Below are 16,774 nucleotides of genomic sequence, written 5' to 3'. Positions count from 1 at the left end.
CTTTTTTTTAATCTATAAACGAAGAATAGGGTAGAAATAAAAAGAGTAAATTAATTTGTAAAATATTGATTATCTACAACTTAATCTACTCTTCCATTTGGTACACCCTCAGGGATTCGAACCCTGGACCCACTGATTAAGAGTCAGTTGCTCTACCAACTGAGCTAAGAGTGCATCCACTATAAATTGTCAAATTTCCCGAATTAAAGTACACCCTCAGGGATTCGAACCCTGGACCCACTGATTAAGAGTCAGTTGCTCTACCAACTGAGCTAAGAGTGCCTTTTTGATTGCGGGTGCAAAGGTATAACCTTTATTTGAAAAGAACAAATAAAAAGGAATAACTTTTTCAACTTTTTATAGTGATTTGCTATAATATTCTATAAATCAGATAAGTTGATATTCTTCTTGATAATACAAGAATGATTGAGCACATGATTTATATTCGAATAGTTCTTCCGGCTTAAAGAAACGTGCTATTTCTTCCAAGGCAGCTTTAGGAGAATCGGAAGTATGAATGATATTTTCCTGCGAGCTGACACTGTAATCACCACGAATTGTTCCGGGAATTGCGACACGACCATTTGTAGCACCAGTCATAGAGCGAACTATCTGAATAGCATCTACTCCCTCATAGCAACATACAACGACAGGGGAAGCCATCATCGAATTTTTTACACGCTGGAAGAACGGTCTTTCACTCAAGTGAGCATAATGCTCATTCAATATTTCATCGGTAAGCTGCATCATTTTCATTCCAATCAAATGCAAGCCTTTACGTTCAAAACGGGTAGTTATTTCTCCAATCAAACCACGCTGTACTGCCGATGGTTTTAAAATGACTAAAGTTCTTTCTAAACTCATAATTGTGTTTCAATTTTTAGATTTATACAAAGATTTACATAGCAGCTACTTTGTCTTTGCAGTTAAAGTAGCGCCCCAAATATACGTGCTTTATTTTAAATACCAAAAGTTATTGAAAAAAAACGATAACAGAAGAGTTTTTCGACCGACGGCGTCGGATATGCAAACGGCGACGCTGATTTTACAGCCGACGTCGTCGGATGTACAGCCAACAACGCCGATTACAGGATACAGTTCGGATTGAACCAGCATGATACCAAACAGGGAGAAATAATTTGCTTTTCAGCATTTTATTCTCCCTGCTTTCATTCTATCTTTCAAAAATAAACTTATTCAAAACAGTACAATTCCGAAGGAACGGTTCTTTTTAAAGGAATAACTTGCAAGTCTTGTCCGGCTATAATATTCTTTTCCTTCAAAGCCATTTCTACCGTTTTGTATGCCAGTTCCGGATGATTGTTGTCTTTGCTCAGGTGGCAAAGCCATAAATATTTCAATCCTTCCGGCATATTGGACGCAATATAGTCGGCCATCTCCCGGTTGCACATATGTCCGTTCGGACTTGCAATACGCATTTTTAGATGATAAGGGTAGGGGCCCATTTGCAGCATAGTCTCATCATAGTTGGCTTCCAGTATCAGATAGTTTGCTTTTGCCATATACTTTGCGGCTGTTTCTGTAATATGCCCGATATCGGTCAGAAAAGAAAAAGTCTTACCATCTATCACCACACAGTATCCTACATTGTCGGTACCGTCGTGCGGAACCTCAAAACAGGTAATTTCAAAATCTCCAAGTCTTATTGTTTCCTCTTTCCGAATAAAACGCGTATGCTCTTTATCCAGCTTTTCCGTCATGCAATAACTGCGCGAAATACCATAATGTACCTCCTGTGTAGCATAAATTGGAATGTTATGCTTACCGGCCAAATGACCTACAGCCTTAATGTGGTCGGCATGGTCGTGAGTTACAAATACGGCGCGTATATTTTCCAGACTCAGTCCTGTTTCCTTGAAGATTTTCTTTATAGAACGGATACCGATGCCTGCATCTATCAAAATTCCTTCATTATCTGTTCCCAGATAGTAGCAATTCCCGCTACTTCCGCTTCCCAGACTCATAAAACGTACTTTCATGCTTTTTTATCTTTTTACCCTTCCATCCGTCGAAAGGAGTGCAAAGATAGCAATTCTTCTATTTAATCTTCGTATCTTTGCCCACGTTTTAAAAAGAAGTAATGCTATAATATGAAACCACAGTTTATGATTGCCGCACCGGCCTCGGGAAGTGGAAAGACTACTTTCACACTGGGGCTTTTGCATGCCTTGCACAAGCGCGGCGTAAAGGTGCAGCCTTTTAAATGTGGTGCAGATTATATTGATACACAATATCATACTATTGTATCCGAACGGGAATCTGTGAATTTGGATCTCGGCCTGGCTTCACGCACCCATATTCAATACATCTACAATAAATACGGAGAACATGCGGATGTTTGTATAACGGAAGGAGTGATGGGACTGTACGACGGTTACCGGCGCATGCAAGGAAGTTGTGCCGAAATCGCAAAGATACTGAACATACCTGTTATTCTAATAGTCAATGCCAGAGCGACAGCCTACTCTGTAGCTCCTCTTCTATACGGATTCCGTCATTTTAATCCTTCGGTCAGAATTGCAGGAGTAGTATTCAACCAAACAGTCTCTCCGGCTCATTTTGCCATGCTGAAAGAAGCTTGTTCGGACGCAGGAATAGAATGTTTGGGGCATTTGCCTTCTATAGAGGATATCAATCTGCCTTCCCGCCATCAAAGCATTACATCGGTAGAAAAACAATCTATTGTATCGGTATCTTCACGTGTAGCCGAACAGATTGAAAAGCATGTCGATATAGATAAGATACTGAATCTGTGCACACGTATTTTTCCCTGTCGATACACATTGCCTTATACTTCGGAAATTGGCATCGAAGCCATGCATTATTCTCAAGGGAAACGGATGCAGATTGCCATTGCACGCGATCCGGCTTTCTGTTTCTTATATCGGGAGAATATAGACCGGCTGGCAGAGTTGGGAAAAATAACCTATTTCAGTCCTGTATACGGAAGTGACCTTCCTGAAGCAGACTTGGTATATCTGCCGGGAGGATATCCCGAATTTTTTGCCCGACAATTGCACCGTCGTAAACGACTTATGCAGCAACTTCGGGATTATGCAGAAAAGGGAGGAAAACTACTGGCCGAATGTGGTGGAATGGTACTCCTGTCCCGTTCGCTCACAGTACGGAAAGGAGGTACGGCTTATGCCATGGCCAATGTATTACCGTTTGAGTGTACTTCGGCCGACTCACGTTTGACGACCGGTTACCGAAGAATGAACTACCGTAATATGGAGTGGAAAGGCCATGAATTTCACTATTCAACCGTCCTCAATCCGGATGCTTTACCAACAGAAGCTCCACTTTATACACCGGCAGGAACAGAAGTGGGTACTCCAATTTACAGATATAAGAATGTCATTGCCGGGTTCACTCATTGGTATTGGGGAGAAACGGATGTCATGAAATTTTGGGAATAAAAAAGGCAGATTTTATTCTTGTTTATTCCAAAAATAAAATCTACCTTTGAGTCTGTTATCGAATTGCGGTAGTAGCTCAGTTGGTAGAGCGTCGGCTTCCCAAGCCGAAAGTCACGGGTTCGAGTCCCGCTTACCGCTCTTATACTCCCAAATCAATAGTCAATCTTATCCAAAATTCCATTTATATAAGCAATCACTACACCATAGTTGGTCATCGGGATATGCTGGTTACGTGCCTGTGCAACACGATTCAATACATATTTACGGTTGAACATACAGGCTCCACAATGTATGACTAAATCGTAAGAGGAAAGGTCTTCCGGAAAATCTGTACCGGAAACCATATCTATCTGCAATCCTTCTCCAATCCGTTTGCGCAGCATACGTGGTATTTTTACCCTGCCTATATCTTCTGTAAGGGGAGCATGTGTACATGCTTCGGCTATCAAGACTTTCGATTTCTCAGTCAACTGACTGATGGCATTGGCTCCTTCAATATAATAGTCTATATCGCCTTTGTACTGGGCAAACAGTACAGAAAACGAGGTAAGACGACTTGCCTCGGGCTTCAGTTCGTATACTGTTTTGAAGGCCTGTGAGTCGGTAATTATCAGTTTAGGGGGTTCTACCAATGCTTGAAGCATAGAGGTGATATTCTCTGTAGTACAGCTCATTACAAGACACTTTCTATCCAACAGTTCACGGATTGTCTGTACCTGCGGAAGAATCAGTCTCCCTTTCGGAGCCTGAATATCTTGAGGCATAACCAGCATCACTACATCCCCGGCAGAGACCAATCTGCCTACAATACCGCGTTCCATAGTTTCATCAGGGAACTGCCCAATCATGCTTCGGCGTATCTCTTCCATTCCTTCCCGATTCCGGGCACTGACAATCAAAGGCATTTGTCCGCATCGTTTCTCTATACTGCGGGCTATCTGTTCGCTGTCTGCATGTAAGTCGGCCTTATTTAATATCCATAGGATAGGGGTGTTCTTCTCCTTCAGCCATTTACTCCATTGCAGTTCCTGGTCAATCTGATCGTCTGTACACACAATCAAGGCAATATCCGTGCGCTCCATTGCACGCATTGTCTGTTTGATGCGTAAGCCCCCCAGTTCACCTTCATCGTCCAACCCTGCAGTATCAATAAACACACAGGCCCCCAGACCGTGTATTTCCATTGCCTTATAGACGGGATCGGTTGTTGTACCGGCAAAATCGGATACAACTGCAATCTCCTGTCCGGTCAAAGCATTGATCAACGAAGATTTTCCACTATTTCTCTTTCCGAAAATTCCAATATGAATACGATTTGAACGAGGTGTATTTTCCATACTCATTAAAATCTGAAATCTCTTTTACCTTCCTTTATGCGCTCTAAGTTCTCCAAGGCACGTTTGCGAATGGCCGGATTGGGTATCTGTTCCATTTGCTTACGTATCATATCAATACCCAACTCACGAGTTTCCGGAGATGCATAGTCTTCCAGATACTCCTGCAAGGTCATCAAAGCATTGGGAGCACAACAATTGGCTATCTGGCCAGTCTTTACCAGCGACATAAAGCGGTCTCCGGTTCGTCCTTCTCTATAACAGGCTGTACAGAAGCTGGGAATATAGCCCAAACGCAGCAACCATGCTACAACTTCATCCAATGTACGGGTATCACTGACATCAAACTGAGCAGAGTTTTCTTCGGGAATTTCTTCTGTTGCATAGCCTCCTACACTGGTTTTCGAACCACCACTAATCTGTGAAACTCCCAGTTCGAGTACCTTTTCGCGTGAGCGTTGAGACTCTCGGGTAGAAATAATCATGCCGGTATAAGGCACGCTGATACGGATCACAGCAACAATCTTCTGGAATATTTCATCGGAGATAGCGTTTTCAAAGTCGGCTTTATCAATATCGTCCGCTGAGCAGATACGAGGTACACTGATTGTATGAGGACCTACTCCATAGGTTGCTTCCAGATGTTCGGCATGCATCAGCAATCCTACAAAATCGTAACGATATGTATTGAGCCCAAACAAAACTCCTAATCCCACATCATCAATACCTCCCTGCATGGCACGGTCCATAGCTTCCGTATGATACGCATAATTGCTCTTCGGACCACGTGGATGCAGTTTTTCATAATTCTCTTTGTGGTACGTTTCCTGAAAGAGAATATAAGTTCCAATGCCTGCCTCGTGCAGCTTTCTGTAATTTTCCACTGTAGTAGCAGCAATGTTTACATTCACTCTGCGTATGGCTCCGTTCTTATGCTTAATCTGATAGATAGTCTGAATAGATTCCAGAATGTATTCTATCGGATTGCGTATTGGATCTTCTCCTGCTTCAAGTGCCAGACGCTTGTGTCCCATATCTTGCAAGGCAATTACTTCGCGGCGAATCTCTTCTTGAGTCAGCTTTTTACGGGCTATCGTCTTGTTTTTCACATGATACGGACAATATACGCAACTATTGACACAATAATTGGACAAATACAAAGGAGCAAACATGACTATACGGTTGCCATAAAACTTTTTCTTTATCTCACGGGCCAGATTGTAAATCTCTTCCAGCAAATCCGAGTCTGTACACTCCAACAGTACTGCTGCTTCACGATGACTAAGCCCCTTACAAGCTCGTGCTTTCTCTATCAACGAGCGAATAAGTTCTTTATCATCAGCATGCGCTTGAGCATAAGCTAATGTATCCAAAATTTCATCATGACAGATAAACTCTTCTGCATGAGGGGAATCTATTTTATACATAATCTTCTACAATTTAGTTGTTCAGTTTTCGTAATCACCTCTACTTTTGTCTATCACATATCCTATTGCATCCAACTTCTCTTCCAACAACCGCAATCCTTCTGCGGCCTCGGCTCCCATAGAAGCTTTATTATCGTACAAAGCATATTTGCTACGTTGCCATACGGGCGACAGATTAGGCATCACTACATTAGCACCTGCCAGGATACCTCTTTCCCGTCCATCGGGAGCCAAAGTAGCCAATGCTGTGGTTGAAGGAATAAGTGCTTTGGGGTGCATCAATCTGAATATAGAAAGCAATAATAATGTTTGTTCCATCTTTCCGGACGGTTCAGATGCAAAAGGAGTATCGTGATGGGGGAGGAAAGGACCGATACCAATCATCTCCGGCTGAAGAGTTTCAATAAAAAGGATGTCTTCGGCCAAATGTTCAATCGTTTGCCCCGGACTTCCTACCATAATTCCAGTTCCTGTCTGATAGCCAATTTTCTTCAAATCGTACAAACAACGTAATCTGTTTTGCAACGACATGCTTTCCGGATGCAAACTTTGATAATGTGCTTCATTATGTGTTTCGTGGCGCAACAGATAACGGTTGGCTCCTGCCTGATAAAAAGCCTGATATGCCTCTGTTGACTTTTCTCCTAATGACAATGTAATTGCAATATCCGGATAAGCTTTACGAATGGACGAAACCAGATCCACAACCCGTTCGTCTGTCATATAATTATCCTCTCCACCTTGCAATACAATAGTACGAAAGCCTAATTCATATCCTTGCGCACAACAGGAAAGTATCGTTTCCTTATCCAACCGGTAACGTTCTACATTACGGTTGCTGCGGCGTATACCACAATAAAAACAATCATTCCGACAGCAATTGCCGATTTCTATCAATCCTCGAATAAAAATCCGATTGCCAAAATGAGAATATGCTACTTCACGGGCTTTTTGGTTAATCAATGCCAAATGCTCAGCATCACAACCAACCAAAAGAGTACGTAATTCATCGGGAGACAAGGTATGCTCCCGATGAAGACGTTCTATTAAACTTCTCATTGAGAAGAGTTATTTATCGTTACTGTTTTCGTATTTCAGTGTACGCTTCAACAAGTCCTGATTCAACTGTCTTCTACCAGCCACAGGATCGTTGTGTGCACTTGGTCCGGTCACACATCCACCTTCACAAGCCATCATCTCGATAAATTGTGCATCTACCTTTCCAGTCTTGGCATAAGCACGCAATACACCGATATTCTTCTTATTGAAATCAGAGAACTGTAACATCTTGATACCATCTGCCTTAGGACCTAAATAAGCCTTCACAGCTCCGGCTACTCCACCGGCCTGAGCAAATCCATGAGCTTCGCACACCGATTCATAAGCTACTTTATACGGATTAGCCTGTTCCAGTTCAATTCCCAATCCCTTAAACAGAGGATGCAACTCGTCGAAAGTCATTACATAATCCACACATTCGTCACGTTTTGCTTCCTTTCTCTTAGCAATACAAGGGCCGATAAAGACTACTTTTGCATTCGGATATTTCTGTTTTGCAATGCGTGAAGCATAATACATAGGAGAACCAGTAGAAGATACATATTTCTTCATATCAGGAATATGTTTGTTCACCAGCTCAATATACGACGGACAGCAGGAAGTCGTCATGAATTTCTGTCCTTCTTCCAGTTTTTCCAGCAGCTCATGAGCTTCATTGCTGGTAGTATGCATAGCACCTTCCGCTACTTCTATCACATCCGCAAAACCGACTTGTTTCAATGCTCCATATACCTGTTCGATAGAAGCCTTGAACTGTCCCAAAATAGAAGGAGCAGGGATAGCAATCACCTGTTCTCCATTACGGATTGCTTCAAGCACATCGAATACCTGAGAAATTTCGAAAATTGCGCCAAACGGACAAGCATTCAAGCATTTACCACAATAGATACATTTGCTTTCATCAATATGCTCGATATTGTGTTCATCTTTCTGAATAGCCTTCACCGGACAAGCTTCTTCACAAGGAACAGGAATGTATACGATTGCATGATAAGGACAACTCTTATGACAGATACCACAGCTAATACAAGTATCATGATCAATATGTGCCTGTCCTGTCTTTTTATCAAAATGAACTGCTCCCTTCGGACAATTCATATAGCAACTACGTGCTACACAACCACGGCACAAGTTACTTACTTCATAGTTTACCTGCACACATGAAGAACAAGCTTCATCAATCACACACAATATATTTTCCTTGATTTTTCCTTTACGTTCCAATGCTTTGCGGGCATATTCTGAAAGAGGAGTCAATTCATCCGTTTCATCAGTCATATCCCATCCCAGCAATGGCAAAGATTTATACTTCGTCACCGCACGTTCTTTATGAATACAGCATCTGCCTACTGCCTGCGAACGACGAGGGCTAAATTCCAAAGGAATACGATCTATTTTTTCTATCAGTTGATTTTCTTTCCACAAAGCGACAAGATTCTCGAGCAACTTGTGGCGTACAATCATTACGTTATTCGTAAAGGCCATAATCAAAGTGGTTTATTAGTTAGTTATCCTTAAATTGTTAGTTATTCGTATCCAATAAACGGTTTTATACACCGAATTGTTTTAAGAGTCAGACTCTGCACTGCGTAAAATCAATGTAGTAGCTCCCAAGGTAATAATAGCACCTCCTTCAATACGGACTCTATCCTTAGGACCTAACAATTCATTCATCAAAAAAGTTCCCGTCACACTGTCATTATCCCGAAGAGTATACACCACTTCACCCTGTTTGTTACGCTTTACATGAATAATACAATGACGGCGGTCGAGGCTCGGATCGTTACTTTCAATCGGAATGTCCACTTCCGTACCTTTAGAACGGCGTCCTATCACATTATCTCCCTCTTTTAAGGGAAGTACCTGCTTGAATGCGAATACATTCTCAACAACTACAATATTACCATAGTCTTGCAAACCGTCGGTTTCATCCACAACTTCCTCCCGACGATTAGCCGCATTCAATTTCGATTTTCCGATACGGATTCCAAATTGTTTCTTACACTGATCACACACAAAGACGAGCGACTGCCCTTCTTCGTATTTTGTTTCATCAAATTGTATATAATTGTCACATTTCGGACATCTTACTCTTTTCATACTTTAATGCTTCAGATTATTTGTTGGAAGTAAATACCCAGGCATTCTTGAAAGCATCTTGCTTTCTCAACTCCTGTACTTTTCCATATGCACCCGTTTGGGTAGAATATTGGTCGAAAGCAATACGATATTTACCTTGAGACTCTAAGATAACAGCTTTGGCACATCCTTCTTCCTGAAACTTCTTCAGTTCCCGCTGTGCATCTGTACGGGTTGTAAGGCTTGCGATAATCACATAATACACCGGTTGGACTTTCTTAGGTTGTGCAACTGTTTTTGTCTCCTTTTCAGGAGAAGCTGTTGCGGCAGGAGTTACAGCCGATGCTGCGACTGGTTTTGCCTTTTCTACTTTCGGTTTAGAGGAAGGAGTAGAAGACTTTGCCACTTTTTCCACTTTAACAGCTACCGGTTTCAATGTATTGACATTATTCTTCGGGGAAGATTTGCGGGCAACTTCCTGCTGTACCGGAGAGCCAATAACCTGAGTAGTTACCGATTGATTACGGATTGCATCAAACAACGTAGCAGAACCCAATGAAGCATAATTTGCTTCGTCCATATACGTATTTTCTACCGGAACAGACAGAACAAAGAACAAAAGGATAGCAGCTGCTACAGCCACAGCTGTCTGCAACCAATGACGCAACGGTTTCAACGCAGTACGCTGCTGAGGTATTTCTGCAACTTGCAAATCTGCAGGCAGGCTATTTTCAAGCTGAACCTCCAGCTTCTGCTCTTCCTGCAATAAAGGCAAGAAGAAGCGTTGCAAACCATAAAGGGAAGGAGTAAAGTAACCACCGTCGCAAGGTTCAAATCCATACCCGCCGTTCATATTATAATACAGCATACCCACGCTTCCAAGCGAAAACTGTCCTTTCTTGTAAAGTTCCTCTTTCAACGAGACAACGGTCTTTTCTATCCGCCGGGTTGCATCGGGAAAGTCGGTATCATACGCCTGCATATACGATTGTACCAGCAAGCCGTCATTCATCACCAGCTGAGGATTAAATCCTATTGTACGTACAGGAGGACAATACTCCTGAGTATCTTCTTTATATACAGAAGAACGGTAATGAGCAATAAAGCCACCCAAGCCCGGAACGATAACACAATCGTTCTCAAGCAGTAACACTTCGATATGTTTCGACAATTCAATCATAATTGCAAATTTAATATTTTTTTCCTGAAACGTACAAACTTTCGTTTCCATTTCTCGGTCGGCTTCTTTTTTTGTTTTACTTTTGCATCGCATATAGAAACAGAAGAAATAACTATGAATATCGCAATTGTAGGAACCGGATATGTCGGTTTGGTTACAGGTACTTGCTTCGCCGAAACGGGAGCAAACGTGTATTGTGTAGATACAAACAAAGAAAAGATAGAAGCCTTGAAAAAAGGCATTATACCTATATACGAACCAGGATTGGAAGACATGGTGGTGCGCAATGTAAAAGCAGAACGTCTGCATTTCACCACTTCTCTGGAAGAATGTCTGGATAAGGTCACCATCGTATTCTGTGCGGTAGGAACCCCTCCCAATGAAGATGGAAGTGCCGACCTTTCGTATGTGCTGGATGTGGCCCGTACCATCGGTTCCTGCATGAATCAATATGTACTGGTCGTTACAAAAAGTACCGTACCGGTAGGTACTGCCAAAAAAGTAAAAGCAGCCATTCACGAAGAACTGGAAAAAAGAGGATGCTCCATCGAGTTCGATGTTGCTTCGAATCCGGAATTTCTGAAGGAGGGCAATGCCATCAGCGACTTCATGACTCCGGACCGCGTTGTAGTAGGGGTTGAATCAGATAAGGCTAAAGAACTGATGACCAAGCTTTACCGTCCGTTCCTGCTCAATAATTTCCGTGTAATTTTCATGGATATTCCATCGGCTGAGATGACAAAATATGCTGCAAATTCCATGCTGGCTACCCGTATCAGTTTTATGAACGATATCGCCAATTTGTGCGAACTGGTAGGAGCCGATGTAAACATGGTACGCAGCGGTATCGGTTCCGACAGCCGCATCGGACGCAAGTTCCTTTATCCGGGATGTGGATATGGAGGTTCCTGCTTCCCTAAAGACGTAAAAGCTCTTATCAAAACCGCAGAAGAAAACGGATACAGCATGCGTGTACTGAAAATGGTAGAAGAAGTAAACGAAGCACAGAAAGATATTCTGTTCCGTAAACTGCAGAAATATTACAACGGCAATCTGGAAGGCAAAACCATTGCCATGTGGGGCCTGGCCTTCAAGCCGGAAACAGACGACATGCGCGAAGCGCCTGCACTGGTACTTATCAAAAAACTCAAGGAAGCCGGCTGCCAGATTCGGGCATACGATCCGGCTGCTATGGAAGAAGCCAAACGCAGAGTGGGAGATACCATATATTACGCACGCGATATGTACGATGCCCTTCTCGATGCCGATGCCCTTCTGATGGTGACCGAATGGAAGGAATTCCGTTTGCCGGCATGGGGAGTAATCAAGAAAACCATGAAAGCGCCGGTTATCTTCGACGGAAGAAATATATACGATGGAAACGAGCTGAATGATTTAGGCTTTGTATACCATTGTATAGGAAAATAACAGATATCAACCTAATCGGAATAACATGAAAGAATTACACATCAAGAAACTGGCAGCATGCGGAGAGATAAAACCCGAGCAGATTCCTTCTTTATTTGAAAAGGAACAGATTGCATATCATGCTGTAGACAACGTAAACTGGAAAGAATATCCGTACAAGCCGGAAATGAAATTTGCTGTTGCCCACACAGGCGACCGTATTCTCTTGCATTATCACATTACCGAAGAAAGTGTACGTGCCGTGGCACCTGCAGACAACGGACGGGTATGGGAGGATGCCTGTGCAGAGTTTTTTATCCAACCCGACGAAAAGGAAGATGTATACTATAACTTTGAGTGCAACTGTGCCGGCACCTTGCTGATAGAATTCGGACGGGTAGGCGACCGTATGCATGCTCCTTCCGAAGCACTGGACAGCGTATCCCGATGGGCTTCACTCGGAAGAACTCCTTTCGAAGAAAAAGTGGGTTTATGTACTTGGGATTTAACGCTGATAATTCCCGTATCTGCATTCTTCCGTCATTCTATCCTCAATCTGGATGGCCTGACTGCACGTGCCAATTTCTACAAGTGTGGTGACTTACAGCAGACACCTCACTTCCTGTCGTGGAGTCCTATCGACTTGCCTAAACCCTGTTTCCATTGTCCCGAGTTTTTCGGAAAAATCTATTTCGACAAATAAAAAGGAGAACAGAGCATGAAAGGAAAAACCGTACTGATAACCGGAGCCACCAGTGGCATTGGCGAAGGCTGTGCCCGTAAGTTTGCAGCCATGGGCTCGAACTTGATTCTGAACGGCAGAAATATCGAAAAACTCAACCAGTTGAAAGAAGAGCTCACCGCCTTGGGAGTAGAAGTACTTACTCTGCCTTTCGACGTAAGAGACCGTGCTGCCATGCGCGCAGCCATCGACTCCCTGCAAGGCCCGTGGCAACAGATTGATGTACTGATAAACAATGCCGGACTGGTAATCGGGGTAGACAAAGAATTTGAAGGAAATCTTGACGAGTGGGACATTGTGCTCGACACCAATATAAAAGCCTTACTCTCCATGACACGGATGATTGTGCCGGGCATGGTCGCACGCGGACGCGGACACATCATCAATATCGGTTCCATTGCCGGCGATGCAGCCTATCCGGGGGGAAGTGTATATTGTGCTACCAAAGCTGCTGTAAAAGCCTTGTCGGACGGACTCCGGATCGACCTGGTCGATACTCCGCTGCGTGTAACGAATATTAAGCCGGGTATGGTGGAAACGAATTTCACTGTAGTACGTTATCGTGGCGACAAGCAGCGTGCCGACGACTTCTACAAGGGTATCCGCCCACTGACGGGTGATGACATTGCCGAAGTAGTCTACTATGCAGCTTCGGCCCCCGAACACGTCCAGATAGCCGAAGTACTGGTTATGCCTACTCATCAGGCTACCGGAACCATCAGTTATAGAGAAAAATAATTTTTATTCTTATCTTATATCACCAGGTGTATCGTTGGCTTATGCCAGCCATACACCTGCTTTTCTTTGCACGGCCTTTTACCTCTTTTCCTATTCTGACATTTTAACAAGCAAAACGGATGTTTTCTTTCTTAAAACAGAGAAAAAGGCTTTTTCTGCTAACGCACATTTCAGACAAAATCTTTACTCACGGTGTAAAAATCCTCTCATTCAAGCCGAAAATAGCGCTTAAAACATGCTTTACAGCATCAATTTCCCATCATTATGACCCCTAATCACGACTTGAATCGAAGCCTTCCGATTCAAGTATCATCGGCTTACGCGACTAATAACGTTTGCTATCGCGACCATTCGCGTTTCCGATTCTTGCTAAATGCGGAAAAACAGAATACCTTAAAGCCGATTTTCCAGCAAATTTCCTTCATAAGTACATAAAAAACCCATCGTTTGCCCGATAACAAAACGATGGGTTTAAGTTTAAATATCATATAAAAAGACATTCTTCTCCGCATTTCTCTTCCTTGAAGTCTTATTACGCACCAATTCATTGTCTTCTTGTTTTCGGAGAGGTTCAAAAAACCGGCAAAATCACAACCATTCCCGAATACGTGTGCAAATAACGCCGTGTAGAAGCATCAGAATTGACACTTTGTAATTATCATGTCGACAAGGAAAGAAGAGAATCAGAAACTTTCATTTTGTCAGAAAAGCGAAAAACGTATCCGGAATTACAACACATACTGCGCCAAAACTCTCTGCACCTCCGCTACATTCGACTCACGGCCAAACTGTTGTTCCAGCGGTTCATCGCAACCCCGTACCCAGATTTTTATTTCTGCATCCATATCAAATGTACCTGCAGTTTCTACCGAGAACCGCTCAATAGAACGGTAGGGTATAGAATAATATTCCTTCTTTTTACCCGTCACCCCCTGCGTGTCCTGTATAATCAGACGTTTGTTGGTAAATACCCACTTATCACGTATCAGTTTATATGCTTTTTCTATTTTCTCCCCCTCGCATAGCAAAGGCTGATATTCATTCTTCAAAGCATTGGCATCCATTTCGGATACATTTCCCAAAAGAGCATTAAAAAGTCCCATAGTATTGTTATTAAGTAAAACATTTTCTCCCTTGCCTGCATTTTAAACACAAGACAAGGGAGAATTATAAATCAGATTATTATTTCTTATCCTTCAACCATCTGTCGAGCCAGTTGAAGAAAGTTCTTTGCCATAAAATTCCATTCTGAGGCTTCAGCACCCAGTGATTTTCATCGGGGAATACAAGAAGTTGGGCAGGTACCCCTCTCAACTTGGCCGCATTAAAGGCAGCCATGCCTTGTGAAGCAAGGATACGGTAGTCTTTTTCTCCGTGAATACAAAGTATAGGAGTATCCCATTTGTCAACAAACAAATGCGGAGAATTGGCATAACTGCGCTGCACAGCCGGATTTTCTTTGTCCCAATACGGACCACCCAAGTCCCAGTTTGCAAACCAAAGTTCTTCGGTTTCCAGATACTGCTGTTCCATATTGAAGAATCCGTCGTGCGCAATAAAGGCTTTAAACCGCTTGTTATGATGTCCGGCAAGCCAGTATACAGAATATCCGCCGAAACTTGCTCCTACACAGCCTAAACGGTCTTTATCTACATAAGGTTCCTGAGCAATATCATCGATAGCACTCAAATAATCGTCCATACAATGACCACCATAATTGGTACTGATATCTTCCAGCCATTCCATGCCAAATCCCGGCAATCCGCGACGGTTTGGAGCAATGATTATATAGTCGTTTGCTGCCATCAGTTGGAAATTCCATCGATAACTCCAGAACTGGCTGACAGGACTTTGCGGACCTCCCTGGCAGAAGAGGAGAGTAGGGTATTTCTTATTCGGATCGAAATTGACAGGATAAATCACCCAGGAAAGCATATCTTTTCCATCTACAGTCTTCGTCCAACGTGGCTCAACCTTACCCAAGTTCAACTGACTGAAAATATGGTCGTTTTCTTTAGTGATACGCACCACCTCCGGCTTTTTCTTCAGGCTTACGGTAAAAAGTTCATCGGCTGCACTCAAAGAATGGCGCTTGGTAAGCAACTGCTTATCGTTCAACACTGCCACCGAAGCATAGTCGTACATACCGTCTGTCAGCTGCTTTACCTCGCCCTTAAGGTTTGTGCTATGAATCATGCTGGTAGCATGCCACACACCGGTAAAATACAAAGTCTTTCCATCCGGTGCCCAGCAATAATCGTCTACTCCCGACTGGAATGATTCAGTTACATAGGTTTTCTGACCGCTCTTCAAATCCATTACACACAAGCGGTTACGGTCGCTTTCATATCCGTCGCGCTCCATGCTTTGCCATGCAATCCGTTTACCATCTGGCGAGAACTTAGGGTTGGTATCATAACCCATATTCTTATCTGTAGCATCCTCTTTACACAGATTGCGTGTCTGCTTGCTTTCTATATCATAGAGATAAATATCCGAATCGGTAGATACAGAATATTCTTTTCCAGTTTTTTTACGGCACGTATAAGCAATCTGCTTTGAATCAGTGCTCCATGCTATCTGTTCGATACCTCCGAAAGGTTTCATAGGCGACTCATAAGGCTCACCTTGCAGAATATCGGTTGCCTGTCCTACTTTATTGCCGTCGAACAAAGCTACAAACGGATGAGGTACAGACTGTACCCATTCATCCCAGTGCTTGTACATCAGGTCATCTATAACCATACCGCTGGCTTTATCCAGGTCGGGATACAAATCTGTAGTACGTTTACCATATTTTACCTGAGAGATAAAAACCACTTTGCTTCCATCGGGCGAAAAGCGGAAACCTTCTATATTTCCTTCGTAATTTGAAAGTTGTTTACGTCCGGAACCATCTGCATTCATCTCCCATATCTGAGAACTTCCCCCTTCCGAAGTAAGGAAAGCAATCTTCTGACCTCCTTTAATCCATGCAGGTTCCATCTCACTGGCAGCTCCAGCGGTTAGCAAAGTGTTTTCTGATCCATCCGCATTCATTACATAAATCACAGTACGGCTCTTGTTTGCCTTTACGCTATAGTAAGACACAGTATAAGCAATCCGTTTACCATCTGGGGAGACACTCGAACTGCCGATACGCCCCATTGCCCACAGCGCCTCAGGAGTAAGGCGTCCTTCCTTGAGTGCAACTTCCTGCTTACCGATAACTTCTGCGGCTACACAGGGTTCGATATGTGCCGACGATGCGGCCAACATCATAGCAGCCGTCATGGTCATAAAATTCTTATTCATCTATTTCTCGTTTTAAAGTTGAATACTTTTTCTTGTTTCACAAATGTACGAAAAAGAGCGTATAGAAAAGAAAA

General features: G+C 43.0%; 14 protein-coding genes and 3 tRNA genes. 5 read left to right on the top strand and 12 right to left on the bottom strand.

The window, feature by feature from the left end:
- Positions 1 to 98: 98 nt before the first annotated feature.
- The 4 genes from WKU26_RS06485 to WKU26_RS06470 all read right to left on the bottom strand — a co-directional run bounded on the left by WKU26_RS06485 (position 99) and on the right by WKU26_RS06470 (position 2,000).
- Positions 99 to 174 (bottom strand) — tRNA-Lys (locus WKU26_RS06485).
- Positions 175 to 209: 35 nt separating this feature from the next.
- Positions 210 to 282, bottom strand: a tRNA-Lys gene (locus WKU26_RS06480).
- 105 nt (positions 283 to 387) lie between these two features.
- On the bottom strand, positions 388 to 864 hold the full coding sequence (gene ndk, locus WKU26_RS06475; protein WP_178265909.1) for a nucleoside-diphosphate kinase: 477 nt from the start codon (positions 862 to 864) through the stop codon (positions 388 to 390).
- Positions 865 to 1,193: 329 nt separating this feature from the next.
- Positions 1,194 to 2,000: an MBL fold metallo-hydrolase gene (locus tag WKU26_RS06470; protein WP_340321335.1), complete on the bottom strand. Its 807-nt coding sequence runs from the start codon at positions 1,998 to 2,000 to the stop codon at positions 1,194 to 1,196.
- Between the two features lie 111 nt (positions 2,001 to 2,111).
- On the opposite strand from WKU26_RS06470, the gene WKU26_RS06465 reads away from it, so the two are divergent.
- Together WKU26_RS06465 and WKU26_RS06460 are read left to right on the top strand one after the other, a co-directional pair.
- A complete protein-coding gene (locus WKU26_RS06465; RefSeq protein WP_340321334.1) occupies positions 2,112 to 3,440 on the top strand; it encodes a cobyrinate a,c-diamide synthase in 1,329 nt (442 codons plus the stop codon).
- A 65-nt stretch (positions 3,441 to 3,505) separates the two neighbouring features.
- A tRNA-Gly gene (locus WKU26_RS06460) sits at positions 3,506 to 3,578 on the top strand.
- Between the two features lie 14 nt (positions 3,579 to 3,592).
- On the opposite strand, the gene hydF is transcribed toward WKU26_RS06460, so the two are convergent.
- The 6 genes from hydF to WKU26_RS06430 all read right to left on the bottom strand — a co-directional run bounded on the left by hydF (position 3,593) and on the right by WKU26_RS06430 (position 10,519).
- Positions 3,593 to 4,777, bottom strand: coding sequence for a [FeFe] hydrogenase H-cluster maturation GTPase HydF (gene hydF / locus WKU26_RS06455; protein ID WP_445323221.1), 1,185 nt, complete (start codon positions 4,775 to 4,777; stop codon positions 3,593 to 3,595).
- A 5-nt stretch (positions 4,778 to 4,782) separates the two neighbouring features.
- On the bottom strand, positions 4,783 to 6,201 hold the full coding sequence (hydG, locus tag WKU26_RS06450) for a [FeFe] hydrogenase H-cluster radical SAM maturase HydG (RefSeq protein WP_340321332.1): 1,419 nt from the start codon (positions 6,199 to 6,201) through the stop codon (positions 4,783 to 4,785).
- A 21-nt stretch (positions 6,202 to 6,222) separates the two neighbouring features.
- Positions 6,223 to 7,260 (bottom strand): [FeFe] hydrogenase H-cluster radical SAM maturase HydE, encoded by a 1,038-nt coding sequence (gene hydE, locus WKU26_RS06445; protein WP_340321331.1) that lies wholly within the window; start codon positions 7,258 to 7,260, stop codon positions 6,223 to 6,225.
- Positions 7,261 to 7,269: 9 nt separating this feature from the next.
- Complete coding sequence (locus tag WKU26_RS06440) at positions 7,270 to 8,745, bottom strand: 4Fe-4S dicluster domain-containing protein (RefSeq protein ID WP_340321330.1); 1,476 nt, start codon at positions 8,743 to 8,745, stop codon at positions 7,270 to 7,272.
- A gap of 81 nt (positions 8,746 to 8,826) precedes the next feature.
- Positions 8,827 to 9,360 carry an FHA domain-containing protein gene (locus WKU26_RS06435; RefSeq protein WP_178265916.1) on the bottom strand — a complete coding sequence of 178 codons (534 nt, stop codon included), beginning with the start codon at positions 9,358 to 9,360 and terminating at the stop codon, positions 8,827 to 8,829.
- Positions 9,361 to 9,376: 16 nt separating this feature from the next.
- Positions 9,377 to 10,519, bottom strand: coding sequence for an HU domain-containing protein (locus tag WKU26_RS06430; RefSeq protein ID WP_340321329.1), 1,143 nt, complete (start codon positions 10,517 to 10,519; stop codon positions 9,377 to 9,379).
- Between the two features lie 114 nt (positions 10,520 to 10,633).
- On the opposite strand from WKU26_RS06430, the gene WKU26_RS06425 reads away from it, so the two are divergent.
- The 3 genes from WKU26_RS06425 to WKU26_RS06415 are packed head-to-tail and all read left to right on the top strand — an operon-like array spanning position 10,634 to position 13,406.
- Complete coding sequence (locus WKU26_RS06425) at positions 10,634 to 11,947, top strand: UDP-glucose dehydrogenase family protein (RefSeq protein ID WP_340321328.1); 1,314 nt, start codon at positions 10,634 to 10,636, stop codon at positions 11,945 to 11,947.
- Positions 11,948 to 11,972: 25 nt separating this feature from the next.
- Complete coding sequence (locus WKU26_RS06420; protein ID WP_340321327.1) at positions 11,973 to 12,629, top strand: carbohydrate-binding family 9-like protein; 657 nt, start codon at positions 11,973 to 11,975, stop codon at positions 12,627 to 12,629.
- A gap of 15 nt (positions 12,630 to 12,644) precedes the next feature.
- Positions 12,645 to 13,406: an SDR family NAD(P)-dependent oxidoreductase gene (locus WKU26_RS06415; RefSeq protein ID WP_338158783.1), complete on the top strand. Its 762-nt coding sequence runs from the start codon at positions 12,645 to 12,647 to the stop codon at positions 13,404 to 13,406.
- Between the two features lie 728 nt (positions 13,407 to 14,134).
- Here WKU26_RS06415 and WKU26_RS06410 read toward each other — a convergent pair.
- The gene (locus WKU26_RS06410; RefSeq protein WP_178266845.1) at positions 14,135 to 14,509 is read right to left on the bottom strand and encodes a PH domain-containing protein; all 375 of its coding nucleotides are present in this window, start codon (positions 14,507 to 14,509) and stop codon (positions 14,135 to 14,137) included.
- Between the two features lie 79 nt (positions 14,510 to 14,588).
- Positions 14,589 to 16,700, bottom strand: a complete 2,112-nt coding sequence (locus WKU26_RS06405; protein WP_340321326.1) for a S9 family peptidase — start codon at positions 16,698 to 16,700, stop codon at positions 14,589 to 14,591.
- Positions 16,701 to 16,774: the final 74 nt, after the last annotated feature.

The organism is Phocaeicola sp. HCN-40430 (genome assembly GCF_037890285.1).
GTDB lineage: Bacteria > Bacteroidota > Bacteroidia > Bacteroidales > Bacteroidaceae > Phocaeicola > Phocaeicola acetigenes.
This window is presented reverse-complemented; position numbering and strand designations above follow the sequence as displayed.

Coding starts and splice junctions, on each gene's coding strand:
- WKU26_RS06405 (WP_340321326.1), bottom strand. CDS start 16,700: ATGAATAAGAATTTTATGACCATGACGGCTGCTATGATGTTGGCCGCA.
- WKU26_RS06420 (WP_340321327.1), top strand. CDS start 11,973: ATGAAAGAATTACACATCAAGAAACTGGCAGCATGCGGAGAGATAAAA.
- WKU26_RS06425 (WP_340321328.1), top strand. CDS start 10,634: ATGAATATCGCAATTGTAGGAACCGGATATGTCGGTTTGGTTACAGGT.
- WKU26_RS06470 (WP_340321335.1), bottom strand. CDS start 2,000: ATGAAAGTACGTTTTATGAGTCTGGGAAGCGGAAGTAGCGGGAATTGC.
- WKU26_RS06410 (WP_178266845.1), bottom strand. CDS start 14,509: ATGGGACTTTTTAATGCTCTTTTGGGAAATGTATCCGAAATGGATGCC.
- WKU26_RS06465 (WP_340321334.1), top strand. CDS start 2,112: ATGAAACCACAGTTTATGATTGCCGCACCGGCCTCGGGAAGTGGAAAG.
- WKU26_RS06435 (WP_178265916.1), bottom strand. CDS start 9,360: ATGAAAAGAGTAAGATGTCCGAAATGTGACAATTATATACAATTTGAT.
- hydG (WP_340321332.1), bottom strand. CDS start 6,201: ATGTATAAAATAGATTCCCCTCATGCAGAAGAGTTTATCTGTCATGAT.
- WKU26_RS06430 (WP_340321329.1), bottom strand. CDS start 10,519: ATGATTGAATTGTCGAAACATATCGAAGTGTTACTGCTTGAGAACGAT.
- WKU26_RS06415 (WP_338158783.1), top strand. CDS start 12,645: ATGAAAGGAAAAACCGTACTGATAACCGGAGCCACCAGTGGCATTGGC.
- hydE (WP_340321331.1), bottom strand. CDS start 7,260: ATGAGAAGTTTAATAGAACGTCTTCATCGGGAGCATACCTTGTCTCCC.
- WKU26_RS06440 (WP_340321330.1), bottom strand. CDS start 8,745: ATGGCCTTTACGAATAACGTAATGATTGTACGCCACAAGTTGCTCGAG.
- ndk (WP_178265909.1), bottom strand. CDS start 864: ATGAGTTTAGAAAGAACTTTAGTCATTTTAAAACCATCGGCAGTACAG.
- hydF (WP_445323221.1), bottom strand. CDS start 4,777: ATGGAAAATACACCTCGTTCAAATCGTATTCATATTGGAATTTTCGGA.